We start from the raw sequence: 20,978 nt of genomic DNA, 5'->3' as shown, positions 1-20,978 counted from the left end.
GGTACGCGGACGGCAGCCATTCGATGCTCGCCTCGCACGCGGACCGGGAGCGGGCCGTCGACGTGCTCAGAGCCGGCTTCGGCGAGGGGCGCATGGAGCAGGCCGAGTTCGAGAAGCGGGTGGCGAGGGCCTACGCGGCCCGTACGGTGGGCGAGCTGGCCCTCCTGGTGGCCGACCTGCCCCAGGGGCCCGTACCGCTGCCGGCGGCCGTAGGAGCCGTGCCACGGACGTTCCTGCCCCTTCCCGTGCCGAAGACGAACGAGAAGGCGATCGGGTCGGCGATCTGCGGTGGGCTGTGCCTGGTGACCGTCGGGCTCACCGGTCTTCCCGCGGTGATTCTCGGCCATTCCGCGCGCTCGGAGATCCGGCGCACGGGCGAGGGCGGTGACGGTCTGGCGCTCACCGGGCTCGTCATCGGATGGCTGGCCACGGCCAGCTGGACCCTTGTGGTGACGCTGCTGCTCATCGCCGCGCTGACGACCGGATGAAGATCACGGACGGCGTGGCGGGTTGGCATGGTCCGCTCAGTGATGTTAGTGCGGCCCATTTGTTTTGACCGCAGCGTATGAGGTAGGTACGCTCAGACCTTGTGCCTGGGGTGTGCCCTGGCTCCCGTGCGTGCCTTCAAACCGCAAGGGGAGTCGTAAGCGGCCACCGTAAATCTGCGCCCTTCTCGCCTCGCGGCGAGAGTCTGCAGGATTCGACACACCCGACCGCGTGGGTCGGCGATGTTCCAGGTTAGCTTCACCATTCGGCACACAGAAACCGGAGAAGTAGTGCCTACGATCCAGCAGCTGGTCCGGAAGGGCCGGCAGGACAAGGTCGAGAAGAACAAGACGCCCGCACTCGAGGGTTCGCCCCAGCGTCGCGGCGTCTGCACGCGTGTGTTCACGACCACCCCGAAGAAGCCGAACTCGGCCCTGCGTAAGGTCGCGCGTGTGCGTCTGACCAGCGGGATCGAAGTCACCGCTTACATTCCGGGTGAGGGACACAACCTGCAGGAGCACTCCATCGTGCTCGTGCGTGGTGGCCGTGTGAAGGACCTGCCGGGTGTTCGCTACAAGATCATCCGAGGTTCCCTGGACACCCAGGGTGTCAAGAACCGCAAGCAGGCCCGCAGCCGCTACGGCGCCAAGAAGGAGAAGTAGAAATGCCTCGTAAGGGCCCCGCCCCGAAGCGCCCGGTCATCATCGACCCGGTCTACGGTTCTCCTCTTGTCACGTCGCTCATCAACAAGGTGCTGCTGAACGGCAAGCGCTCCACCGCCGAGCGCATCGTCTACGGCGCCATGGAGGGCCTGCGCGAGAAGACCGGCAACGACCCGGTCATCACGCTCAAGCGCGCTCTTGAGAACATCAAGCCGACCCTCGAGGTCAAGTCCCGCCGTGTCGGTGGCGCCACCTACCAGGTGCCGGTCGAGGTCAAGCCCGGCCGCGCGAGCACCCTGGCGCTGCGCTGGCTGGTCGGCTACTCCCGCGCCCGTCGCGAGAAGACCATGACCGAGCGTCTGCTCAACGAGCTTCTCGACGCCTCCAACGGCCTCGGTGCCGCTGTGAAGAAGCGCGAGGACACCCACAAGATGGCCGAGTCCAACAAGGCCTTCGCGCACTACCGCTGGTAGTCGCTACCCCCATCGAGACCGAGAGAAGACCGAAGCCTTATGGCTACCACTTCACTTGACCTGGCCAGGGTCCGCAACATCGGGATCATGGCCCACATCGACGCGGGTAAGACGACCACCACCGAGCGGATCCTCTTCTACACCGGCGTCAGCTACAAGATCGGTGAAGTCCACGACGGCGCTGCCACCATGGACTGGATGGAGCAGGAGCAGGAGCGTGGCATCACGATCACCTCTGCTGCTACCACCTGTCATTGGCCGCTTGAGGACAACGACTACACGATCAACATCATCGACACCCCGGGTCACGTCGACTTCACGGTCGAGGTGGAGCGTTCGCTCCGCGTCCTCGACGGTGCCGTCACCGTGTTCGACGGTGTCGCGGGTGTCGAGCCGCAGTCCGAGACGGTGTGGCGTCAGGCCGACCGTTACGGCGTGCCGCGCATCTGCTTCGTGAACAAGCTCGACCGGACCGGCGCGGAGTTCCACCGCTGCGTCGACATGATCAGCGGCCGCCTCGGCGCGCAGCCGATCGTCATGCAGCTCCCGATCGGTGCCGAGGCCGACTTCAAGGGCGTCGTCGACCTGGTCACGATGAAGGCTCTCGTGTGGTCCGCCGAGGCGGAGAAGGGCGAGATGTACGACGTCGTCGACATCCCGGCCACCCACACCGAGGCTGCCGAGGAGTACCGCGGCAAGCTCGTCGAGACGGTCGCCGAGAACGACGACGAGATCATGGAGCTGTACCTGGAGGGCAAGGAGCCTTCCGTGGAGCAGCTGTACGCCGCGATCCGCCGCATCACCATCGCGTCCGGCAAGTCCGAGGGCACCACGGTCACCCCGGTGTTCTGTGGCACCGCGTTCAAGAACAAGGGCGTTCAGCCCCTGCTCGACGCGGTCGTGCGCTACCTGCCGACCCCGCTTGACGTCGAGGCCATCGAGGGCCACGACGTGAAGGACCCCGAGGTCGTCATCCAGCGCAAGCCGTCCGTGGACGAGCCGCTGTCCGCCCTCGCGTTCAAGATCATGAGCGACCCGCACCTGGGCAAGCTCACCTTCGTCCGGGTCTACTCGGGCCGCCTGGTGTCCGGCACTGCCGTGCTGAACTCCGTCAAGGGCAAGAAGGAGCGCATCGGCAAGATCTACCGCATGCACGCGAACAAGCGTGAGGAGATCGAGGCGGTGGGCGCCGGCGACATCGTCGCCGTGATGGGCCTGAAGCAGACCACCACCGGTGAGACGCTCAGTGACGACAAGCACCCGGTCATCCTGGAGTCCATGGACTTCCCGGCGCCGGTCATCCAGGTCGCCATCGAGCCCAAGTCCAAGGGTGACCAGGAGAAGCTGGGTGTAGCCATCCAGCGTCTCGCGGAGGAGGACCCCTCCTTCCAGGTTCACTCGGACGAGGAGACCGGCCAGACCATCATCGGTGGTATGGGCGAGCTGCACCTCGAGGTGCTGGTCGACCGTATGCGCCGTGAGTTCAAGGTCGAGGCCAACGTCGGTAAGCCGCAGGTCGCGTACCGTGAGACGATCCGCAAGGCCGTCGAGCGTGTGGACTACACCCACAAGAAGCAGACCGGTGGTACGGGTCAGTTCGCCAAGGTGCAGATCGCGATCGAGCCGATCGTGGACGGCGACGCCTCGTACGAGTTCGTGAACAAGGTCACCGGTGGCCGTATCCCGCGGGAGTACATCCCGTCGGTGGACGCCGGTGCGCAGGAGGCCATGCAGTTCGGCATCCTCGCCGGTTACGAGATGACGGGCGTCCGCGTCACGCTTCTCGACGGTGCCTACCACGAGGTCGACTCCTCCGAGCTGGCGTTCAAGATCGCCGGTTCGCAGGCCTTCAAGGAGGCCGCCCGCAAGGCCAGCCCCGTGCTGCTCGAGCCGATGATGGCCGTCGAGGTCACCACGCCCGAGGACTACATGGGTGACGTCATCGGCGACATCAACTCCCGCCGTGGCCAGATCCAGGCCATGGAGGAGCGTGCCGGTGCCCGCGTCGTGAAGGGCCTCGTGCCCCTCTCGGAGATGTTCGGCTACGTCGGCGACCTCCGCAGCAAGACCTCGGGTCGCGCAAGCTACTCGATGCAGTTCGACTCCTACGCCGAGGTTCCCCGGAACGTCGCCGAGGAGATCATCGCGAAGGCCAAGGGCGAGTAACGCACACCGTTTGCACGCTTTAGGCTTGACACCGACCGACGGGATTCATCCGGAAACGGAAATCCCGGCGGGCGGCATCCCAGCAAAGATCACCCTGGCGCCGATGAGTAAGGCGTACCAGAACCACTCCACAGGAGGACCCAGTGGCGAAGGCGAAGTTCGAGCGGACTAAGCCGCACGTCAACATCGGCACCATCGGTCACATCGACCACGGTAAGACGACCCTCACGGCCGCCATTACCAAGGTGCTGCATGACGCGTACCCGGACCTGAACGAGGCCTCGGCCTTCGACCAGATCGACAAGGCTCCTGAGGAGCGCCAGCGCGGTATCACCATCTCCATCGCGCACGTCGAGTACCAGACGGAGACGCGTCACTACGCGCACGTCGACTGCCCGGGTCACGCGGACTACATCAAGAACATGATCACCGGTGCTGCCCAGATGGACGGCGCCATCCTCGTGGTCGCCGCCACCGACGGCCCGATGCCGCAGACCAAGGAGCACGTGCTCCTGGCCCGCCAGGTCGGCGTTCCGTACATCGTTGTCGCGCTGAACAAGGCCGACATGGTGGACGACGAGGAGATCCTGGAGCTCGTCGAGCTCGAGGTCCGTGAGCTGCTCTCCGAGTACGAGTTCCCGGGCGACGACCTTCCGGTCGTCAAGGTCTCGGCGCTCAAGGCCCTTGAGGGCGACAAGGAGTGGGGCCAGTCCGTCCTCGACCTGATGAAGGCCGTCGACGAGTCGATCCCGCAGCCCGAGCGTGACGTCGACAAGCCGTTCCTCATGCCGATCGAGGACGTCTTCACGATCACCGGTCGTGGCACCGTCGTCACCGGTCGTATCGAGCGTGGTGTCCTCAAGGTCAACGAGACCGTCGACATCGTCGGCATCAAGACCGAGAAGACCACCACCACGGTCACGGGCATCGAGATGTTCCGCAAGCTGCTCGACGAGGGCCAGGCCGGTGAGAACGTCGGTCTGCTGCTTCGTGGCATCAAGCGCGAGGACGTCGAGCGCGGCCAGGTCATCATCAAGCCCGGCTCGGTCACCCCGCACACGGAGTTCGAGGCCCAGGCGTACATCCTGTCCAAGGACGAGGGTGGCCGTCACACGCCGTTCTTCAACAACTACCGTCCCCAGTTCTACTTCCGCACGACGGACGTGACTGGCGTGGTGACCCTCCCCGAGGGCACCGAGATGGTCATGCCGGGCGACAACACTGAGATGACCGTTGAGCTCATCCAGCCCGTCGCCATGGAGGAGGGCCTGAAGTTCGCCATCCGTGAGGGTGGCCGGACCGTGGGCGCCGGCCAGGTCACCAAGATCAACAAGTAGGCATCGCTTACCTGTTGGGCTTGAACGCCTGGTAGCTCCAGCATTGCTGAGCTCCTTGAAGGGGCCCGCACGACTTCGGTCGTGCGGGCCCTTTTGCTTTCCCGGCAGGCCCGCCGGGGCCGTCCTGTAACGCATTCGGCTCCCTGTCCCAAGTAGAAGTGACAGCAGGACGGACAACGGGAGGTTCACACCTTGGCATCCGACAGCAGAAGCCGGGGCGGTCCACCGGGAGAGATGTACGACCCGGCCGCCTTCGAGGTCTTCTATCGCCGCCATGTCGACACCGTCACCCGCTTCATGGCCCGGCGGGTCACCGACCCGCACACCGTCGCCGATCTCACCGCCGAGACCTTCCTCGCGGTGATCGACTCCGCCCGTGCCTACCGCCCCGACCTCGGGAGCGAGACGGCCTGGCTGTACGGCATCGCACGCAACGTGGTGGCCGCGGAAGCCCGGAGGAGCGCGCGTCAGAACGTGCTCGGCGGCCGTATCGCCGGCCGTCGGCTGCTGGAAGGCGACGACGTCGACCGGCTGGAGGAGAAGCTCGACGCCGAGGAGGCCGGGCGTCGCGCGCTGGCCGCCCTGGTCAGGCTCCCCGACGGCGAGCGTGCGGTGATCGAACTCGTCGCCGTCGACCAGCTGAGCGTCACCGAGGCCGCCGTGGCGCTGGGCATACGCAAGGTCACCGCCCGGGTGCGGCTGCACCGGGCGCGCAGGTCGCTGCGCTCGGCGGCGGCCGGAGCCGGCGGGCAGCAGGCACCACTCACGTACGCAGGGGGAGAGGCATGAGCGCCAGGACGACGAAGACCTTCGAGGACCGGCTGCTGAACGAACTCCAGCGGGAGATCGCTCTCAGGGCCGAGGACCCGCCAGAGCCGGAGCCGGTGATCCGCCGCAGGATCACCACTCGCCGGGCGCTGGTCGCCCTCGCGGCGTGTGTCGCCGCGGCGGGGGGCGTGGTGGCGCTGCCGGCGTCGACGGGTGGGGCGCAGGCGTACGCCGTCGAGCGGCACGAGGACGGCAGTGTCACGGTCAGCGTGGAGGAGATCCTGCTGAGCGGGGAAGAGAAGAAGGAACTGACCGAGCGGCTCCGGGCCGAGGGCATCACCGTGAGCGTGGACAAGCCCAGGAGCGGCTATGTCTGCGCGCAACCTCGTGGTGAGGTGTACCAGGTGCGCTGGAGCCTGACCTCGTCGGGCGACCCCTCTGTGGTGCCCAAGTACGAGTACACACTGCGTTCCGGTGACTCCCTGGTCTTCGAGGAGCCCGAACCGGTGAAGGGCCGGATGAGCCCTGCCGCAAGCATCTACGCGGTCAAGGGGGCGGTGGAGCCCTGCGACGAGGTGCCCTGGGACGGGCAGCGGGCATTCGACGAGTCGTTGGAATCGAAGTAGGACCGAGGGGCCCGTACGACCGTACGACGTCGGTCGTGCGGGCCCCTTTGCTGTTGCCGGTGGCTGTAACGAAAGTATTCGGCGCCGACGACCCATTCCCCTCAGGGGCCCCTCCCTCCACCATTTGTCATGCCGCTGAGCAAATTCAGGATGACATGTTCGAGGGGTGAGGTATGTCTGGGCGCGTCAGCCGTAGAACGGTTCTCGGGGCGGGGGTGACAGCGGGGATCGGGGCGGGGGCCGGGTCGGTCGCGCTGTCGGGCGCCGGGTTGTCGGGTGCCGCGTGGGCGGCGGAAGCGGGGTCGGGATCTGCGGATCCGGCGCCCACGGATCCGGGGGTGTACGTCTCCTTCTCGCCGGAGGCCGGGGCCTTTCCCCTCGTGGGGGCGCCGGTTGTGGTCAGTGATGACGACCATCCCGGAGTCGTACGGGTGGCAGGGGATCTGCGGGACGACATCGGGCGGGTGACGGGGGTGCGGCCGGGTTCGGCGGTGGCGCGGGAGGTCGTGCTCGTCGGGACGATCGGGAGCAGTCCGCTGATCGACGGGCTGATCGCGGCCGGGAAACTCGACGTCCGCGGGATCCGGGGCAAGTGGGAGACCTCGCTGCAGACCGTTGTCGAGCGGCCGATGCCGGGGGTGGAGCGGGCCTTCGTCGTCGCCGGCAGTGATCCGCGCGGCACGATCTTCGGGGCGTACGACGTCTCGTACGGGATCGGGGTCTCGCCCTGGTACTGGTGGGACGACGTGCGGCCGGTGCGGCGGAGCGAGGTGTACGTGCTGCCGGGGCGGTACAGCCAGGGCACGCCGGCGGTGAAGTACCGCGGGGTCTTCATCAACGACGAGAACCCGGCGCTGGGGACGTGGGCGCCCGCGTTCTTCGGGCCGGGGAAGGCGCCTGGCCATCCCGGCGGCTTCAACGCGGACTTCTACGCCAGGGTCTTCGAGGTGCTGCTGCGGCTGAAGGCGAACTATCTGTGGCCGGCTGTGTGGGGGCGGGCGTTCGCCGAGGACGATCCCGAGAACCATGCGCGGGCGAAGGCGTATGGGATTGTCATGGGCACGTCTCATGAGGCGCCGATGATGCGGGGTATCGAGGAGTGGAACCGGCATGCGGTGCCGGCCGTGCGTGACAGCGCGGGGAACGTCGTGACGCCGGGGAGCGATCCCTACGGCGGCACCGGGGAGTGGTCGTACCGGCGCAACTCCGAGGCGATCAGGGCGTATTGGCGCGAGGGCGTGCGGCGCATGGCCGACCAGGACTTCGAGGGTGTCGTCACGCTCGGGATGCGCGGGAACGGGGACACGAGCCTGCCCGACGGCGACGGCATCGAGCTGATGCGGGAGATCATCGCGACGCAGCGGTCGATCATCGAGGACGTCACCGGGCGCCCGGCCGCCGAGACCCCGCAGGTGTGGACGCTCTACAAGGAGGTCCAGCGGTACTGGGACCGCGGGCTGCGGGCCCCGGATGACGTGACCGTCGTACTGACGGACGACAACTGGGGGAACATCCGCAAGCATCCGGATCCGGCGGAGGCGCTTCGGGGCGGCGGGTACGGGCTGTACTACCACTTCGACTACGTCGGCGTCGGCCGCAACTACAAGTGGGTGGACACCACTTCGCTGCCGAACATGTGGGACCAGCTCCAGCAGGCGGCCGAGTACGGGAACCGGGAGTTGTGGGTCACGAACGTCGGCGACCTGAAGGGGAACGAGCTGCCGACCGAGTTCTTCCTCGACTACGCCTGGGATCCGGGGCGTTGGCCGCTGGAGAGGCTGGGGGAGTGGGAGCGGAGGTATGCGCGGCAGAACTTCGGCGGGGCGCTTGCTTCCGAGATCGCGTCGGTGCTGGCGAGGTACGCGCAGCTCCAGTCGCGCCGTAAGCCGGAGTTGCTGAACCGCAGAATCACGCTGGTGGACGGGAAGGTCGTGTACGACGACCAGCAGACGCCCTTCCACTTCGGTCACCGTGAGCTGGAGCGGGTGACGGAGGAGTGGCGGCGGCTGGGGAGGGACGCGGAGCGGATCGGCCGACGGCTGCCGGCCGCGGACCAGGACGCGTGGTTCGAGCTCGTCGGGTACGCGGTGGAGGCGACGGCCAACCTGTACGGGTTGCGGCAGGCCGAGTTCACCAACCTGCTGTACGCGCGTCAGGGGCGGGCCGCGACGAATGACCTGGCGGCGGACGCGGAGGCCGGGCTCGCCCGGGACTTCGCTCTCGCCGAGCGCTTCAACTCCCGGGTGGCGGGCGGGAAATGGCGCGGCTTCCAGACGCAGCCGCACATCGGGTACGGGGACGTGGAGCGGTACGGGCCGAACGCGCCGTGGCAGCAGCCGGAGCGGGACAACGTGGCTCTTCCGGATGAGATCTTTCCGGCGGTGAAGCGGGTCGAGGTGCCGGTGGGGGCGGAGATGGGGGTGGCGGTGGACGGGGTGGAGTCGGGGGAGTGGTGGCCGGGTTCGCGTGCCTCCGGCGAGGCAGCGCTGCCCGTCTTCAGCCCGTACCAGACCCGGCCCGACCAGTACATCGAGGTCTTCAACCGGGGGCGTACGGCCTTCGACTACCGGATCACGCCGTCGGTGCCGTGGATCAGGGTCGACCGTCCGCGGGGTCGGGTCGAGAAGCAGGTGCGGGCGGTGGTGACGGTGGACTGGGCCCGGGCTCCGCAGGGGCGTACGGAGGCGTCGGTGACCGTGGAGGGGGCGGGTGCGGTGGTGACGGTCGGGGTGGTTGCCGAGCAGCCGTCGGCGCGTGGGGTGAGTGGGGCGCGTGGAGTCCGTGGGCTGCGGGGGTTCGTCGAGGCGGGTGGGTACGTGGCCGTCGATGCCGAGCACTTCGAGCGCTCGGTGGGGACGTGGCGGCGGATCGACGGGATCGGGCGTACGGGGGCGGGGGTCACGCCATGGCCGGTGACGGCTCCGAGGCGGACGCCGGGCGGCTCGTCTCCGCGGCTGGAGTACGAGGTGAGCCTGCTGTCCGCGGGTGAGGTCACGGTGTGGGCGTATCTGTCTCCGCGGAACCCGGCCTTGCCGACGGGCGGGCTGCGGTACGGGATCTCGTTCGACGGGGACGCCCCGCAGATCGTCGACATCCATGCGGCCACGGGTGCCGATGACGGGCTGATGGACATCGAGTGGGCCCGCAACACATCGGACAACGTCAATCGCACGTCTACGCGCCACACCATCGGGGCTGCCGGGGTGCACCGGCTGAAGTTCTGGATGGTCGATCCGACGGTGGTCGTGCAGCGACTGGTGATCGATACGGGTGGGTTGACGCCGACGTATCTGGGGCCGCTGGAGAGCTACCGCGTTCGTTGAACTGCGTTCGCTGAGGCGTACTCGTCGAGCCGTATTCATTGGAGGGACCGCACATGAAGAAGTTCCGCATGCCTGTTGTCGGGCTGCTCAGTGCGACGCTGCTGGTCACGGGCGTCATGGGCGTACAGACGGCTTCCGCGGATGAGCTGTCACCGGTTCCGCTGCGGACGCTCGCCGAGCGTGCCGACCTGCGGATCGGTACGGCCGTGGACATGGCGGCACTGGCCGACGACACGGCGTATCGGCGGGCGACCGGGCGTGAGTTCAACTCCGTTACCGCCGAGAACGTCATGAAGTGGGAGGTCGTCGAGCCGACGCGGGGGACGTACGACTGGTCGGGGGCGGATGAGTTGGTGCGGTTCGCGCGGGAGCGGGGGCAGGTTGTGCGCGGTCACACGTTGGTGTGGCACAGCCAGTTGCCGGGGTGGCTGACGGCGGGGGTGGCGGACGGTTCGATCGGAGCGGGGGAGCTTCGGGGGATCCTGCGCAAGCACGTCACCACGGAGGTCAAGCGGTACAAGGGCAGGATCCAGCAGTGGGACGTGGTGAACGAGGTCTTCGAGGAGGACGGTTCGCTGCGGAACTCGATCTGGCTGCAGAAGCTCGGACCGTCGTACATCGCCGACGCCTTCCGCTGGGCCCACGCGGCCGACCCGAAGGCGAAGCTCTTCCTGAACGACTACAACGTGGAGGGCGTCAACGCGAAGTCGACCGCCTACTACGACTTGGCGAAGCGGCTCCGGGCGGAGGGCGTTCCGGTGCAGGGCTTCGGGATCCAGGGGCACCTGGCCATCCAGTACGGCTTCCCGGGGGACGTGGCGGGGAACCTCGCGCGGTTCGAACGGCTGGGAATGCAGACCGCTTTCACCGAGGTGGACGTACGGATGATCCTGCCTGCGGATGCGGAGAAGCTCGCCACGCAGGCGACGTACTTCCGGGGGCTGTTGGACGCCTGCCTGGGGGCGCGGAGCTGCAAGTCCTTCACCGTGTGGGGGTTCACGGACAAGTACTCGTGGGTGCCGGGGGTTTTCGCGGGGCAGGGGGCGGCGACGTTGATGACGGAGGACTTCGGACGGAAACCGGCTTATGGGGCTGTGGGGGAGGGGCTGGCGGAGGGGCGTTGACGTTGACCAGGGGCTGTGTCAGCCGGTGCCCTCGGGCTTGACCTTCTCCTTGTCCGCGTAGCGCGGCAGGTTTTCCGTCGAGATCGTCCAGTCGCCGATGGTGACGTCCTCGCCGTAGACGAAGTCCTTGCGGGTCGCGTAGCGGGGGCCGCTCGGGGTTGCGTGGATGTCGGAGAGGACGGCGCCCTCGCCCGTGCGTGGATCGAAGATCACGTAGATCGGGATGCCGAGCAGGGCGTGGTCGCGCATCTTGCCGACCCAGTCGTTGTCGGGGTTGGAGCGGGAGACGACTTCGATGGCGGCGATGAGCGTATGAGGGTCGAAGGCCCCGTCGCCCTCCATGTCTGCTGTCGCGATCACCATTACGTCGGGACGGCGCATGATGCGCCCGGGCTCGTTTTCCACGTCTGGGGTACCGGTATGGGCGACGAGGCTGTCCTGCATCACCTTCTCAAGGCGTTTCCGCAGGTGAGACCAGGACAGTTCGTGAGGACAATTGGGTGCTGCGAGGTCATGGATGATCCCTTCCTCGGTGAGCTCGAACTTGCCGGGAAGGGTGTCGTCCAAGGCTTGGATGACACTCCGCATCGTCCGATACCCCTGGCGAGTCGTCATGCTGAGCGATCTCCATCAACTCGGACCTACGGTCGCGGCAGCGATCGGAGGTGGCTGTGGAACAGAGCAGTGGGCGGCGTTCTGCGGTTCAGAAACCCAGACAGGTGATCTGGACAACTTAGACACGCTCGCTGCGCACGACGACCTGATACGTGAACATGCCGCCGGGGACGATGATGTCGCCGCCCCTCGGGTCGATCCCCTCATGAGCCCGACCGTGGACGTGTAAAGCCTCGGCAGCCCTGACCAGTTCGTCTGCCCTTCTCTCCACACCGGACAGGAAAGCGGCGGGAGCGGTGCGGGCGGCTGCCTCCGCGCCGAAGGCCTACTCCCACTTTCAGCTCACGCGCGGACTGCCTTCTTCGCCTCGTCCAGGACGGCGCTCAGCTCCCGTAGGGCTTCCTGCGCGGTCGTCGAGTCCTCGTGCTCCAGATTGCTCTTCGCGTCGGCGTAGCGAGTCGACAGGTCGGGGCGGCGGGCGATTTCGATCTCCCTGGCCCAGATCAGGACCCAGCTCTGCACCGGAGTCACGGACTGCCACTCGACTGCTTTGGCGAAGGCTTCGTCCTTCTCGGCCTGCATCTCCTCCAGACGATCGGGGGCGATGACGGCGAGGGCAGCGCGTAGGGCTTCGGGAGTCTTGTCGGGGCGGGGGATCAGCTCGTGTCCATGGTCGGACCGTGTGCGCATGGTGTCCTCCAGGGGTGCCCCGATCAAGGTATCCGGCCATGGAGGCACCGTCCGGTACCGGCGGTGAGCGCTCATGCTAGGCGGCCTCCAGGAGATCGGATCGGCAGTCGCGGCAGCGGCCGGGGCCCGGGGCCCGGAAGGCGCGGTCGCAGCCGTCGCAGTTCTGGAGGGGGAGTGGGCGTACGGCTGCCCGGGCTGCCGGGGCCGCGGGGAGTGGGGGTGGGAGCAGTTCGGTGAGGCGGTGGGCCAGGAGACCGGCCGGGTGGCGGAGGGGGGCCTCGGGGAGGCTCGCCGTCAGGGTGCGGCGACGGCTTCGGGGGCGGCTCCGCGGTCCAGCCAGGCGGTGACGGCGGGGGCGAGGCGGCGTACGTCACGCTCCGCGAGCAGTAGGCGGGGGTCGTCGCGGTGCAGGCTCGCGAGGAGGGCGGTGGCTGTGTGGTGGGCGGCTGAGTGGTGGGTGTGCGGTTCGGGGGTGGGGAGAGGGTTTCTGGGGTGGGGGTCTGGGGTGGGGCTCGGTGGAACCTCGGCGTCGGGCCGTACGGGGGCGGGGGCAGGCGCCGGGGCCGGGGCAGAGGTCAGCGTCGGCGTGGGAGCAGGCTTCGGCTGGGGAGTCGTGGGTCGGGGCTCCTGGGCGTCGGTGTTCCTCGGCCGGTTGTACGACACCGTGTGTGTGACTACGCGGCCGCTCGGCAGGCGCTCGCGGGTTCGGGCGAGATAGCCGTGCGTCTCCAACTCCCGTAGGGCCGCCGCGATTCTCGTCTCGCCCTCGGGGAAGCGGGCCGCGAGCGTCTTGATGTCTGCGCGGGCACCGGTGGGCAGCGACTGGATGTGGACGGCGAGCCCGATCGCGAGCCCGGACAGCTCCGGGTGCTGGGCGAGATGGTTGCCGATCACCGTGAAGCGGGTGGTGTGGGGGACGTTGATGTGGGTGATGCCCCGCGGAATCCAGGGCTGGGCGCACGGGGGCGCGCTAGGGTTCTGCTTATCCATCGGGAAGGGTCCTTGCTTCCTCGGTGGTCAGGCCCTCGATCGGGATTGCAGTCCCGGACGGGGGCCGTCGCATGTTCTGAAGTTGTCTTGCTGGTTGGCTTGCTGGGTGTCTCGGTTGTCGCGGGGCGAGCACGAGATCCTCGGCATCGCCTCCGACCTGGCGGACCCCTCGGGCCGCAACTCCCCTGAATCGGCCTTCCGCATGTGGCGGGTTGCCCACCTGCCGGGCATCCTCCACCCGTATTCGGAGGCACCGGAGAGTGGGCGGGCCGCGTTTCGCGCGTACGACCTTGAGCTGGAGAAGCTTCTCGTGTCTGCCTGAGCCCAGTTGGAGTGCCGCTCCTGTCGTGATCGGTTTCGCAGTCTCGGGCTGCAGCTTGATCGCACCGGTGTTCCCGGTAAGTTCACGTGTGCACACGGATGCTTTTGGTACTGGCGTGACGGGGGATGAGGCGTGGCGGGGTATCGGCCGACGGACTGGCATGTCCTGGACCTGGAGAAGGATCCGACGCCGGGGGATCCGGTCCGGGTGAAGTCGCTGGCGAAGAGCCTGCACGACTTCGCGGACGATGTGCAGGATGCTCTGCGGTTGGTGAAGGGGATGGCGGAGGAAGACGCCGTCCTGACGATGGTGGGCAAGACCGCCGATGTGTTCCGGGACGAGTTCTCCGGCGTTCCGAAGAACCTGAAGAAGCTCAAGAAGTCGTACGACCTGGCGGGGGATGCGCTGGCGGCGTACTGGCCGCAGTTGGAGCGTGCGCAGGCCCTTGCCGACAAGGCGCTGGCCCAGGGGCGTGAGGCCCAGGCGGACCTCTCCTCTGCCAAGTCCCGTCTCTCGTCGGCTGATTCGTGGGTGACCCGGGCCAACAAGGAAGCGGACAAGTACAAGGAGGACAAGGACGCGGGCAAGGATGTCCCGAAGCCGGACGAGTCCAAGGTCCGTGCCGCGACGAGGGATGCGCAGAGCGCGGAGTCCGCGCAGACGTCCGCCCAGTCGGATGTCACCTCTGCCTCCAATGCCCTCGATGCCGCGAAGAAGATGGCGGCGGACGCGCGCAAGATGCGTGAGGACGCGGCCGGGGACGCCAAGCGGAAGCTGGACGAGGCGTCCGACGCGGGGATCCAGAACCGTAAGTGGTACGAGGAGGTCGGGGACTGGTTCACCGACAACTGGGACACCATCGTCGCGGTCTGCAAGGTCGTCGTGGCCGTTCTGGGCATCATCGCCCTGATCATCGGCGGACCGATTCTCGGCGCGATCGTTCTCATCGCGGCGCTCGTCGTCCTGGCCGACACCCTCAACAAATACATGAAGGGGCAGGCGTCCCTGTGGGATGTGGCCTTCGCGGCGCTGGACTGCATACCCGGAATGAAGGGCCTCACCACCCTCGGCGGACTCGCCAAGGGGCTCAAGGGCCTCCGGACCATGAACGGGCTCAAGGCCGGGCTCAAGGGCATGGCCGAGGGCGTTCGCGGCATGAGCGGCGTCTTCAAGGGCGGAGCCCGCATGCCGGGTGGCCAGATCCCTTACCGGGCGCTGTCCCCGAAGGCCAGGCAGCTCACCCGGGCGCTGGAGAACGGGCACATACCCATCCGGCCCGGAGAGGTGAATGTTTCCCATCTCTCCGAACTCCAGAGCTTCCACGGGGTCGAGCACGCGATCATCCAGAATCCGGCGGGAGATCTGCGTCTCTTCCGGGGGACGGAGCGGACGAGTTCCATTCCACGGGACCTCAGGGGACAGGACTACGATTTCATCGCCCATACGCACCCGGAAGACCGAATTCCCGGACCGCCCAACCGAATAGAAGAGGCGCGGGGAATTCCCAACAGCATGTCGCGGGACCTGGAATACAAAGCGTCGGATCATATGGAAGTGGTCGTCAGCAGGGACGGAAATCTGAGATTCTTCGACGGTGCGGGAATCCGTGAGCTGCCGCAGGGGACATATCCTGAGGGTGGTCCGGTGAATCCATTGGGGTTCATCGTTCCCGTGCGAATGGGATGACCGATGTGCATACCTTGGCATGAACCGCGCCGCGGAAAGGGAAAGCTGTAATGAGTAATGAACATGCTTCGTGTGTCTTCTGCGGGGAATTCGTCCTGCACATCCCCGGGTGGGCCAGCAGTGTTCCTTCGTACCGCCTCATGCGGGCGACCTGGCAGGAGGACCACGCGTTCGTGGTCGGGTCGCTCCACTTCTCCTGCCTGCGTGCCTCGCCCGCCCGGTCGGAGTTCGCCGCCGAGTTCGCGCAGATCGCGACAGGGCACGGAAGGGAGATCACGTATCAGGCGGCCGGCGAGACCCAGACCCTGATCCAGCCCGGTCTCGGCTACGTCGAGCAGATCTTCCGGGGCGACGAATGCGCCATCCACCGCAGTGACACCCGGGACAGCTGGCTCGTGCAGGAGTATGCCGGGCCCTGGTACGTGCTGGACCGGCCCCAGTTGGAGGACATCGCGCAAGGGAAGCAGCCTCGTCTCGACCCCGGTGTGGAGCGGATCGTGCTCCCGCGTGAGCCGATGGCGAATCTCGCCGATGCCACGCTTCCCGAACTCCTGGACAGCCTCGGCGTCACGGACCGGTATCCGGGCCTCGCGGCGGGGGAGCCGGAGTACGAGTTCTGGAAGTACTTCGCCCCGAAGCGCGTACTGGAGTACGCGGTGATCGCGACCCCGCCCCTGCCGACGGAGGCGGCCGTGTTCCTGCGTGGCTACGCCCCGGGCTATCGGCCGATCGACTTCGACGCACTCGAACGCGACGAGCCCCGGGGCTGAGAAGCCGGACGACGCGGGCCGGGGGCAGGCCCGCCGACCGCGAGCGACCGCGATCGTGTCGCGAGTGCAGGACGGCTGTGAGACCTGGCGGCGGGAGATCGTCCAGGCGGCCGGCGGTGACGGTCGGCGTTGTGGCGGCTCGCGGCCAGCGGCCCCGTGGAGGGCGCCCGCCCCGCTCCCCTGCGAGCCTGTGTTTGACCTGCGTCACCCTGGGGGTATTCTCTCCGGCTCGATTGGCCAGCCGTATGCCCCGTATGGCAGACTGTCGGGGTTGCTCGGTTGAGTGCCGATGCTGCGCGCCTCCCGCCGGGAGGACCGGAAGCGAGTCCCACAGTACTCGTCGCTCCAACTGCCGTAAGGCAGCGCTGGAGCGGACGTACGGGAATCTTCCGGGAAGTGTCAGCGGGGTGCCGACCAGGCGCCCGGTGGGTGTTCAGCCCCCGGTCCAGCGGTTGTCTTTTGGGCTCAGCCGCGTCCCTCGGCAGGGAAATCCACTCGTGGACATCTCTGTCAGCAGGAGCGCGACACGCCCGACCGCGTGGGTCGGAGGCAAGGGACGCGAACCCCCGGGTTCCAGAGCGTTAAACGAGACTAAGGACTACTGAGTAGCCATGGCGGGACAGAAGATCCGCATCCGGCTCAAGGCCTACGACCACGAGGTCATCGACAGCTCGGCGAAGAAGATCGTCGAGACGGTGACGCGAACTGGTGCGTCTGTCGCGGGCCCGGTGCCGCTGCCCACTGAGAAGAACGTGTACTGCGTCATCAAGTCGCCGCACAAGTACAAGGACTCGCGCGAGCACTTCGAGATGCGCACGCACAAGCGCCTGATCGACATCCTCGACCCGACGCCCAAGACCGTTGACTCCCTGATGCGACTCGACCTCCCGGCCGGTGTCGACATCGAGATCAAGCTCTAGGGGCCGGTGATCTGAGAATGGCTAAGCAGATCAAGGGCATCCTGGGCGAGAAGCTCGGCATGACGCAGGTGTGGGACGAGAACAACCGTGTTGTTCCCGTGACGGTCGTCAAGGCCTCCCCCAACGTCGTCACCCAGGTCCGTACGAACGACTCCGACGGCTACGAAGCGGTCCAGATCGCCTTCGGCGAGATCGACCCGCGCAAGGTGAACAAGCCCCTCAAGGGTCACTTCGCCAAGGCCGACGTCACCCCCCGCCGCCACCTCGTCGAGATCCGCACCGCGGACGCCTCCGAGTACACGCTGGGTCAGGAGATCTCCGCGGAGGTCTTCGAGGCCGGCGTGAAGGTGGACGTGACCGGCAAGAGCAAGGGCAAGGGCTTCGCCGGTGTCATGAAGCGTCACAACTTCAAGGGCCTCGGCGCCGGTCACGGCACCCAGCGCAAGCACCGCTCTCCCGGCTCCATCGGTGGCTGTGCCACCCCGGGCCGTGTGTTCAAGGGCCTCCGCATGGCGGGTCGCATGGGCAACGAGCGGGTCACCACCCAGAACCTGACCGTCCACGCCGTTGACGCGGAGAAGGGTCTGCTGCTCATCAAGGGCGCGGTTCCCGGTCCGAACGGCGGCCTCGTCCTGGTCCGCACCGCGGCCAAGGGGGCCTGAGGTAACGATGAGCACTGTTGACATCCTTTCGCCGGCAGGCGACAAGACCGGGACGGTCGAGCTCCCCGCGGAGATCTTCGACGTCGAGAAGATCAGCATTCCGCTGATCCACCAGGTCGTCGTCGCCCAGCTGGCCGCTGCCCGCCAGGGCACGCACAAGACCAAGACCCGTGGCGAGGTTCGCGGTGGCGGCAAGAAGCCGTACCGCCAGAAGGGCACCGGCCGCGCCCGTCAGGGCTCGACCCGCGCGCCCCAGTTCGCCGGTGGTGGCGTCGTGCACGGTCCCGTGCCGCGTGACTACTCGCAGCGGACCCCGAAGAAGATGAAGGCCGCGGCCCTGCGCCACGCCCTCACCGACCGGGCCCGCAACGCTCGCATCCACGTCGTCACCGGCGTGGTCGACGGCGAGATCTCCACGAAGGCCGCGAAGTCCCTGCTGGGCAAGATCAGCGAGCGCAAGAACGTGCTCCTGGTCATCTCCCGCGAGGACGAGCAGGGCCTGCTCTCCGCACGCAACCTGCCCCAGGTGCACATCCTGGAGCCGGGCCAGCTGAACACGTACGACGTTCTCGTCTCGGACGACGTGGTCTTCACCCAGGCCGCTTTCGAGTCCTTCGTGTCTGGCGCGCCCTCCGCAGAGCGGAACGCTGACACCGAAGGGAGCGAAGCCTGATGGCTACGCGTCACCCGAGCATCGCCTCGAAGGCCGCCAAGGCCAAGAAGGTCGCGCGCGTCGCCAAGGCGAAGCGCCACGCCACCGAGGGCAAGAACACCGTCGAGACCCCGCTGAGCAAGTCCTTCACGGATCCCCGTGACGTGCTCCTCAAGCCGGTCGTCTCGGAGAAGAGCTACGCGCTTCTCGACGAGGGCAAGTACACCTTCATCGTCGCGCCCGGCTCCAACAAGACGCAGATCAAGGAGGCCGTCCAGGCGGTCTTCTCGGTCAAGGTCACCGGGGTCAACACGATCAACCGTCAGGGCAAGCGCAAGCGCACCCGCACCGGCTTCGGCAAGCGTGCGGACAGCAAGCGCGCGATCGTGACCCTCGCTGAGGGCGACCGTATCGACATCTTCGGCCAGGCCTCCTAACGGAGCGCCCTGGTCCGAATATCGGACGAGGACTGAGAAATGGGAATCCGCAAGTACAAGCCGACTACGCCGGGCCGTCGTGGCTCCAGCGTCGCCGACTTCGTCGAGGTCACGCGGTCCACGCCGGAGAAGTCGCTGGTTCGCCCCCTGCACAGCAAGGGCGGCCGTAACAATTCCGGTCGTGTGACCGTTCGCCACCAGGGTGGCGGACACAAGCGCGCCTACCGCGTCATCGACTTCCGTCGCCATGACAAGGACGGCGTGCCGGCGAAGGTCGCGCACATCGAGTACGACCCCAACCGCACCGCGCGCATCGCGCTGCTTCACTACGCGGACGGCGAGAAGCGCTACATCCTCGCCCCCCGCAACCTGTCGCAGGGCGACCGCGTCGAGAACGGTCCCGGGGCCGACATCAAGCCGGGCAACAACCTGGCGCTCCGCAACATCCCGGTCGGTACCACGATCCACGCGATCGAGCTCCGTCCCGGTGGCGGCGCCAAGTTCGCCCGCTCCGCCGGTGCCTCCGTACAGCTGCTCGCGAAGGAGGGCTCGATGGCCCACCTCCGCATGCCGTCCGGTGAGATCCGCCTGGTCGACCAGCGCTGCCGCGCCACGGTCGGCGAGGTCGGCAACGCCGAGCAGAGCAACATCAACTGGGGCAAGGCCGGCCGCAAGCGCTGGCTGGGCGTCCGCCCGACCGTTCGCGGTGTGGCGATGAACCCGGTTGACCACCCGCACGGTGGTGGTGAAGGCAAGACCTCCGGTGGACGTCACCCGGTCTCGCCGTGGGGTCAGAAGGAGGGTCGTACTCGTTCGCCGAAGAAGGCTTCGAACAAGTACATCGTCCGCCGCCGCAAGACGAACAAGAAGCGCTAGGAGCGGGTTTAGATGCCGCGCAGTCTCAAGAAGGGGCCCTTCGTCGACGACCACCTCATCAAGAAGGTGGACGTACAGAACGAAGCCGGTTCCAAGAACGTCATCAAGACCTGGTCCCGTCGCTCGATGATCATCCCGGCCATGCTCGGCCACACGATCGCGGTGCACAACGGCAAGACCCACATCCCGGTGTTTGTCACCGAGTCGATGGTCGGCCACAAGCTCGGCGAGTTCTCGCCGACGCGCACCTTCCGGGGTCACGTCAAGGACGACCGGAAGTCGAAGCGCCGCTAACGCGGGGTGGAATCGACCATGACAGACACTGGAAGGACAACCATGGAAGCCAGGGCCCAGGCGCGGTACATCCGCGTCACGCCCATGAAGGCCCGCCGCGTGGTGGACCTTATCCGTGGCATGGATGCCACGGAGGCTCAGGCGGTCCTGCGTTTCGCCCCGCAGGCCGCGAGCGTGCCGGTCGGCAAGGTGCTTGACAGCGCCATTGCCAACGCCGCACACAACTACGACCACACCGACGCCGGCAGCCTTGTCATCTCCGAGGCCTTCGTCGACGAGGGCCCGACCCTGAAGCGGTTCCGTCCGCGTGCCCAGGGCCGTGCCTACCGGATCCGCAAGCGGACCAGCCACATCACCGTGGTCGTCAGCAGCAAGGAAGGAACCCGGTAATGGGCCAGAAGGTTAACCCGCATGGGTTCCGGCTCGGCATCACCACGGACTTCAAGTCCCGTTGGTACGCCGACAAGCTGTACAAGGACTACGTCAAGGAAGACGTCGCCATCCGTCGGATGATGACGTCCGGCATGGAGCGCGCCGGCATCTCGAAGGTTGAGATCGAGCGCACCCGTGACCGCGTCCGTGTGGACATCCACACCGCGCGCCCGGGCATCGTCATCGGCCGTCGTGGCGCCGAGGCCGACCGCATCCGCGGCGACCTCGAGAAGCTGACCGGCAAGCAGGTCCAGCTGAACATCCTTGAGGTCAAGAGCCCGGAGACGGACGCTCAGCTGGTGGCCCAGGCCGTCGCCGAGCAGCTGTCCTCCCGCGTCTCCTTCCGTCGTGCCATGCGCAAGAGCATGCAGGGCACGATGAAGGCCGGCGCCAAGGGCATCAAGATCCAGTGTGGTGGCCGTCTCGGCGGCGCCGAGATGTCCCGCTCGGAGTTCTACCGCGAGGGCCGTGTGCCCCTGCACACGCTCCGCGCGAACGTCGACTACGGCTTCTTCGAGGCCAAGACGACCTTCGGCCGCATCGGTGTGAAGGTCTGGATCTACAAGGGCGACGTCAAGAACATCGCCGAGGTCCGCGCCGAGAACGCCGCAGCCCGCGCGGGTAACCGCCCGGCCCGCGGTGGCGGCCCGGGCCGCGACCGCCCGGC

21 protein-coding genes and 2 pseudogenes are annotated in these 20,978 nt (G+C 67.3%); 20 read left to right on the top strand and 3 right to left on the bottom strand.

Annotated features, from left to right (window positions below; genetic code table 11):
* Positions 1-23 precede the first annotated feature (23 nt).
* The 9 genes from O3Q52_RS02695 (at position 24) to O3Q52_RS02655 (ending at position 10,965) form a co-directional block, all read left to right on the top strand.
* On the top strand, positions 24-488 hold the full coding sequence (locus O3Q52_RS02695) for a DUF1707 and DUF4190 domain-containing protein (RefSeq protein ID WP_269647173.1): 465 nt from the start codon (positions 24-26) through the stop codon (positions 486-488).
* A 288-nt stretch (positions 489-776) separates the two neighbouring features.
* Entirely contained in the window at positions 777-1,148 is a 372-nt protein-coding gene (rpsL, locus tag O3Q52_RS02690; RefSeq protein ID WP_003948652.1) for a 30S ribosomal protein S12, read from the top strand.
* Positions 1,149-1,150: 2 nt separating this feature from the next.
* On the top strand, positions 1,151-1,621 hold the full coding sequence (rpsG, locus tag O3Q52_RS02685) for a 30S ribosomal protein S7 (protein WP_030345396.1): 471 nt from the start codon (positions 1,151-1,153) through the stop codon (positions 1,619-1,621).
* 39 nt (positions 1,622-1,660) lie between these two features.
* Positions 1,661-3,787: an elongation factor G gene (fusA, locus tag O3Q52_RS02680; protein WP_143642861.1), complete on the top strand. Its 2,127-nt coding sequence runs from the start codon at positions 1,661-1,663 to the stop codon at positions 3,785-3,787.
* Between the two features lie 143 nt (positions 3,788-3,930).
* On the top strand, positions 3,931-5,124 hold the full coding sequence (tuf, locus tag O3Q52_RS02675; RefSeq protein ID WP_055610510.1) for an elongation factor Tu: 1,194 nt from the start codon (positions 3,931-3,933) through the stop codon (positions 5,122-5,124).
* A gap of 234 nt (positions 5,125-5,358) precedes the next feature.
* Positions 5,359-5,913: an RNA polymerase sigma factor gene (locus O3Q52_RS02670; protein ID WP_269647172.1), complete on the top strand. Its 555-nt coding sequence runs from the start codon at positions 5,359-5,361 to the stop codon at positions 5,911-5,913.
* Complete coding sequence (locus O3Q52_RS02665; protein ID WP_269647140.1) at positions 5,910-6,518, top strand: hypothetical protein; 609 nt, start codon at positions 5,910-5,912, stop codon at positions 6,516-6,518. The genes O3Q52_RS02670 and O3Q52_RS02665 overlap by 4 nt, the downstream gene beginning before the upstream one ends.
* Before the next feature lie 173 nt (positions 6,519-6,691).
* On the top strand, positions 6,692-9,841 hold the full coding sequence (locus O3Q52_RS02660) for a glycosyl hydrolase 115 family protein (RefSeq protein ID WP_269647139.1): 3,150 nt from the start codon (positions 6,692-6,694) through the stop codon (positions 9,839-9,841).
* Positions 9,842-9,894: 53 nt separating this feature from the next.
* On the top strand, positions 9,895-10,965 hold the full coding sequence (locus O3Q52_RS02655; RefSeq protein ID WP_269647138.1) for an endo-1,4-beta-xylanase: 1,071 nt from the start codon (positions 9,895-9,897) through the stop codon (positions 10,963-10,965).
* An 18-nt stretch (positions 10,966-10,983) separates the two neighbouring features.
* Here O3Q52_RS02655 and O3Q52_RS02650 read toward each other — a convergent pair whose 3' ends face one another.
* The 3 genes and pseudogenes from O3Q52_RS02650 to O3Q52_RS02635 form a co-directional block, all read right to left on the bottom strand.
* The gene (locus O3Q52_RS02650) at positions 10,984-11,580 is read right to left on the bottom strand and encodes a Uma2 family endonuclease (protein WP_269647137.1); all 597 of its coding nucleotides are present in this window, start codon (positions 11,578-11,580) and stop codon (positions 10,984-10,986) included.
* 342 nt (positions 11,581-11,922) lie between these two features.
* Positions 11,923-12,270: a hypothetical protein gene (locus O3Q52_RS02640; RefSeq protein WP_269647136.1), complete on the bottom strand. Its 348-nt coding sequence runs from the start codon at positions 12,268-12,270 to the stop codon at positions 11,923-11,925.
* Positions 12,271-12,346: 76 nt separating this feature from the next.
* Positions 12,347-13,260: pseudogene (locus O3Q52_RS02635) on the bottom strand (helix-turn-helix domain-containing protein).
* Positions 13,261-13,366: 106 nt separating this feature from the next.
* Between O3Q52_RS02635 and O3Q52_RS02630 the strand changes: the two are divergent.
* From O3Q52_RS02630 to rpsC, 11 genes and pseudogenes are all read left to right on the top strand, one after another.
* The gene (locus tag O3Q52_RS02630) at positions 13,367-13,582 is read left to right on the top strand and encodes a hypothetical protein (RefSeq protein ID WP_269647135.1); all 216 of its coding nucleotides are present in this window, start codon (positions 13,367-13,369) and stop codon (positions 13,580-13,582) included.
* A 132-nt stretch (positions 13,583-13,714) separates the two neighbouring features.
* Positions 13,715-14,737: pseudogene (locus O3Q52_RS02625) on the top strand (putative T7SS-secreted protein); the annotation flags it as partial.
* 581 nt (positions 14,738-15,318) lie between these two features.
* Positions 15,319-16,038 (top strand): hypothetical protein, encoded by a 720-nt coding sequence (locus O3Q52_RS02620; RefSeq protein WP_269647134.1) that lies wholly within the window; start codon positions 15,319-15,321, stop codon positions 16,036-16,038.
* A 611-nt stretch (positions 16,039-16,649) separates the two neighbouring features.
* Positions 16,650-16,958, top strand: a complete 309-nt coding sequence (gene rpsJ / locus O3Q52_RS02615) for a 30S ribosomal protein S10 (protein WP_003948644.1) — start codon at positions 16,650-16,652, stop codon at positions 16,956-16,958.
* A gap of 17 nt (positions 16,959-16,975) precedes the next feature.
* Positions 16,976-17,620 (top strand): 50S ribosomal protein L3, encoded by a 645-nt coding sequence (gene rplC / locus O3Q52_RS02610; RefSeq protein WP_055614929.1) that lies wholly within the window; start codon positions 16,976-16,978, stop codon positions 17,618-17,620.
* Between the two features lie 7 nt (positions 17,621-17,627).
* Positions 17,628-18,293, top strand: coding sequence for a 50S ribosomal protein L4 (rplD, locus tag O3Q52_RS02605; protein ID WP_269647133.1), 666 nt, complete (start codon positions 17,628-17,630; stop codon positions 18,291-18,293).
* On the top strand, positions 18,293-18,709 hold the full coding sequence (gene rplW / locus O3Q52_RS02600; protein ID WP_143642849.1) for a 50S ribosomal protein L23: 417 nt from the start codon (positions 18,293-18,295) through the stop codon (positions 18,707-18,709). Before rplD ends, rplW begins: the two co-directional genes overlap by 1 nt.
* 39 nt (positions 18,710-18,748) lie before the next feature.
* Complete coding sequence (gene rplB / locus O3Q52_RS02595) at positions 18,749-19,585, top strand: 50S ribosomal protein L2 (RefSeq protein ID WP_152787310.1); 837 nt, start codon at positions 18,749-18,751, stop codon at positions 19,583-19,585.
* Between the two features lie 12 nt (positions 19,586-19,597).
* Entirely contained in the window at positions 19,598-19,879 is a 282-nt protein-coding gene (gene rpsS / locus O3Q52_RS02590) for a 30S ribosomal protein S19 (protein ID WP_006376029.1), read from the top strand.
* A gap of 42 nt (positions 19,880-19,921) precedes the next feature.
* Positions 19,922-20,269 (top strand): 50S ribosomal protein L22, encoded by a 348-nt coding sequence (gene rplV / locus O3Q52_RS02585; protein WP_184575744.1) that lies wholly within the window; start codon positions 19,922-19,924, stop codon positions 20,267-20,269.
* A partial coding sequence (gene rpsC, locus O3Q52_RS02580; protein WP_269647132.1) for a 30S ribosomal protein S3 occupies positions 20,269-20,978 on the top strand: 710 nt, incomplete at its 3' end. The genes rplV and rpsC, both read left to right, overlap by 1 nt.

Source organism: Streptomyces sp. ActVer, assembly GCF_027270795.1.
Classification (GTDB): Bacteria; Actinomycetota; Actinomycetes; order Streptomycetales; family Streptomycetaceae; genus Streptomyces; species Streptomyces umbrinus_A.
Note: the sequence above shows the minus strand (reverse complement) of the source record. Positions and strands in the feature narration are given on the sequence as shown.

Excerpts from the sequence above, each read along its gene's own strand:
- O3Q52_RS02670 (WP_269647172.1), top strand. The coding sequence starts at position 5,359 with ATGTACGACCCGGCCGCCTTCGAGGTCTTCTATCGCCGCCATGTCGAC.
- O3Q52_RS02665 (WP_269647140.1), top strand. The coding sequence starts at position 5,910 with ATGAGCGCCAGGACGACGAAGACCTTCGAGGACCGGCTGCTGAACGAA.
- O3Q52_RS02640 (WP_269647136.1), bottom strand. The coding sequence starts at position 12,270 with ATGCGCACACGGTCCGACCATGGACACGAGCTGATCCCCCGCCCCGAC.
- O3Q52_RS02695 (WP_269647173.1), top strand. The coding sequence starts at position 24 with ATGCTCGCCTCGCACGCGGACCGGGAGCGGGCCGTCGACGTGCTCAGA.
- O3Q52_RS02620 (WP_269647134.1), top strand. The coding sequence starts at position 15,319 with ATGAGTAATGAACATGCTTCGTGTGTCTTCTGCGGGGAATTCGTCCTG.
- O3Q52_RS02660 (WP_269647139.1), top strand. The coding sequence starts at position 6,692 with ATGTCTGGGCGCGTCAGCCGTAGAACGGTTCTCGGGGCGGGGGTGACA.
- O3Q52_RS02655 (WP_269647138.1), top strand. The coding sequence starts at position 9,895 with ATGAAGAAGTTCCGCATGCCTGTTGTCGGGCTGCTCAGTGCGACGCTG.
- rplB (WP_152787310.1), top strand. The coding sequence starts at position 18,749 with ATGGGAATCCGCAAGTACAAGCCGACTACGCCGGGCCGTCGTGGCTCC.
- rplD (WP_269647133.1), top strand. The coding sequence starts at position 17,628 with ATGAGCACTGTTGACATCCTTTCGCCGGCAGGCGACAAGACCGGGACG.
- rplW (WP_143642849.1), top strand. The coding sequence starts at position 18,293 with ATGGCTACGCGTCACCCGAGCATCGCCTCGAAGGCCGCCAAGGCCAAG.
- rpsS (WP_006376029.1), top strand. The coding sequence starts at position 19,598 with ATGCCGCGCAGTCTCAAGAAGGGGCCCTTCGTCGACGACCACCTCATC.
- rplV (WP_184575744.1), top strand. The coding sequence starts at position 19,922 with ATGGAAGCCAGGGCCCAGGCGCGGTACATCCGCGTCACGCCCATGAAG.
- rplC (WP_055614929.1), top strand. The coding sequence starts at position 16,976 with ATGGCTAAGCAGATCAAGGGCATCCTGGGCGAGAAGCTCGGCATGACG.
- fusA (WP_143642861.1), top strand. The coding sequence starts at position 1,661 with ATGGCTACCACTTCACTTGACCTGGCCAGGGTCCGCAACATCGGGATC.
- rpsJ (WP_003948644.1), top strand. The coding sequence starts at position 16,650 with ATGGCGGGACAGAAGATCCGCATCCGGCTCAAGGCCTACGACCACGAG.
- O3Q52_RS02650 (WP_269647137.1), bottom strand. The coding sequence starts at position 11,580 with ATGACGACTCGCCAGGGGTATCGGACGATGCGGAGTGTCATCCAAGCC.
- rpsG (WP_030345396.1), top strand. The coding sequence starts at position 1,151 with ATGCCTCGTAAGGGCCCCGCCCCGAAGCGCCCGGTCATCATCGACCCG.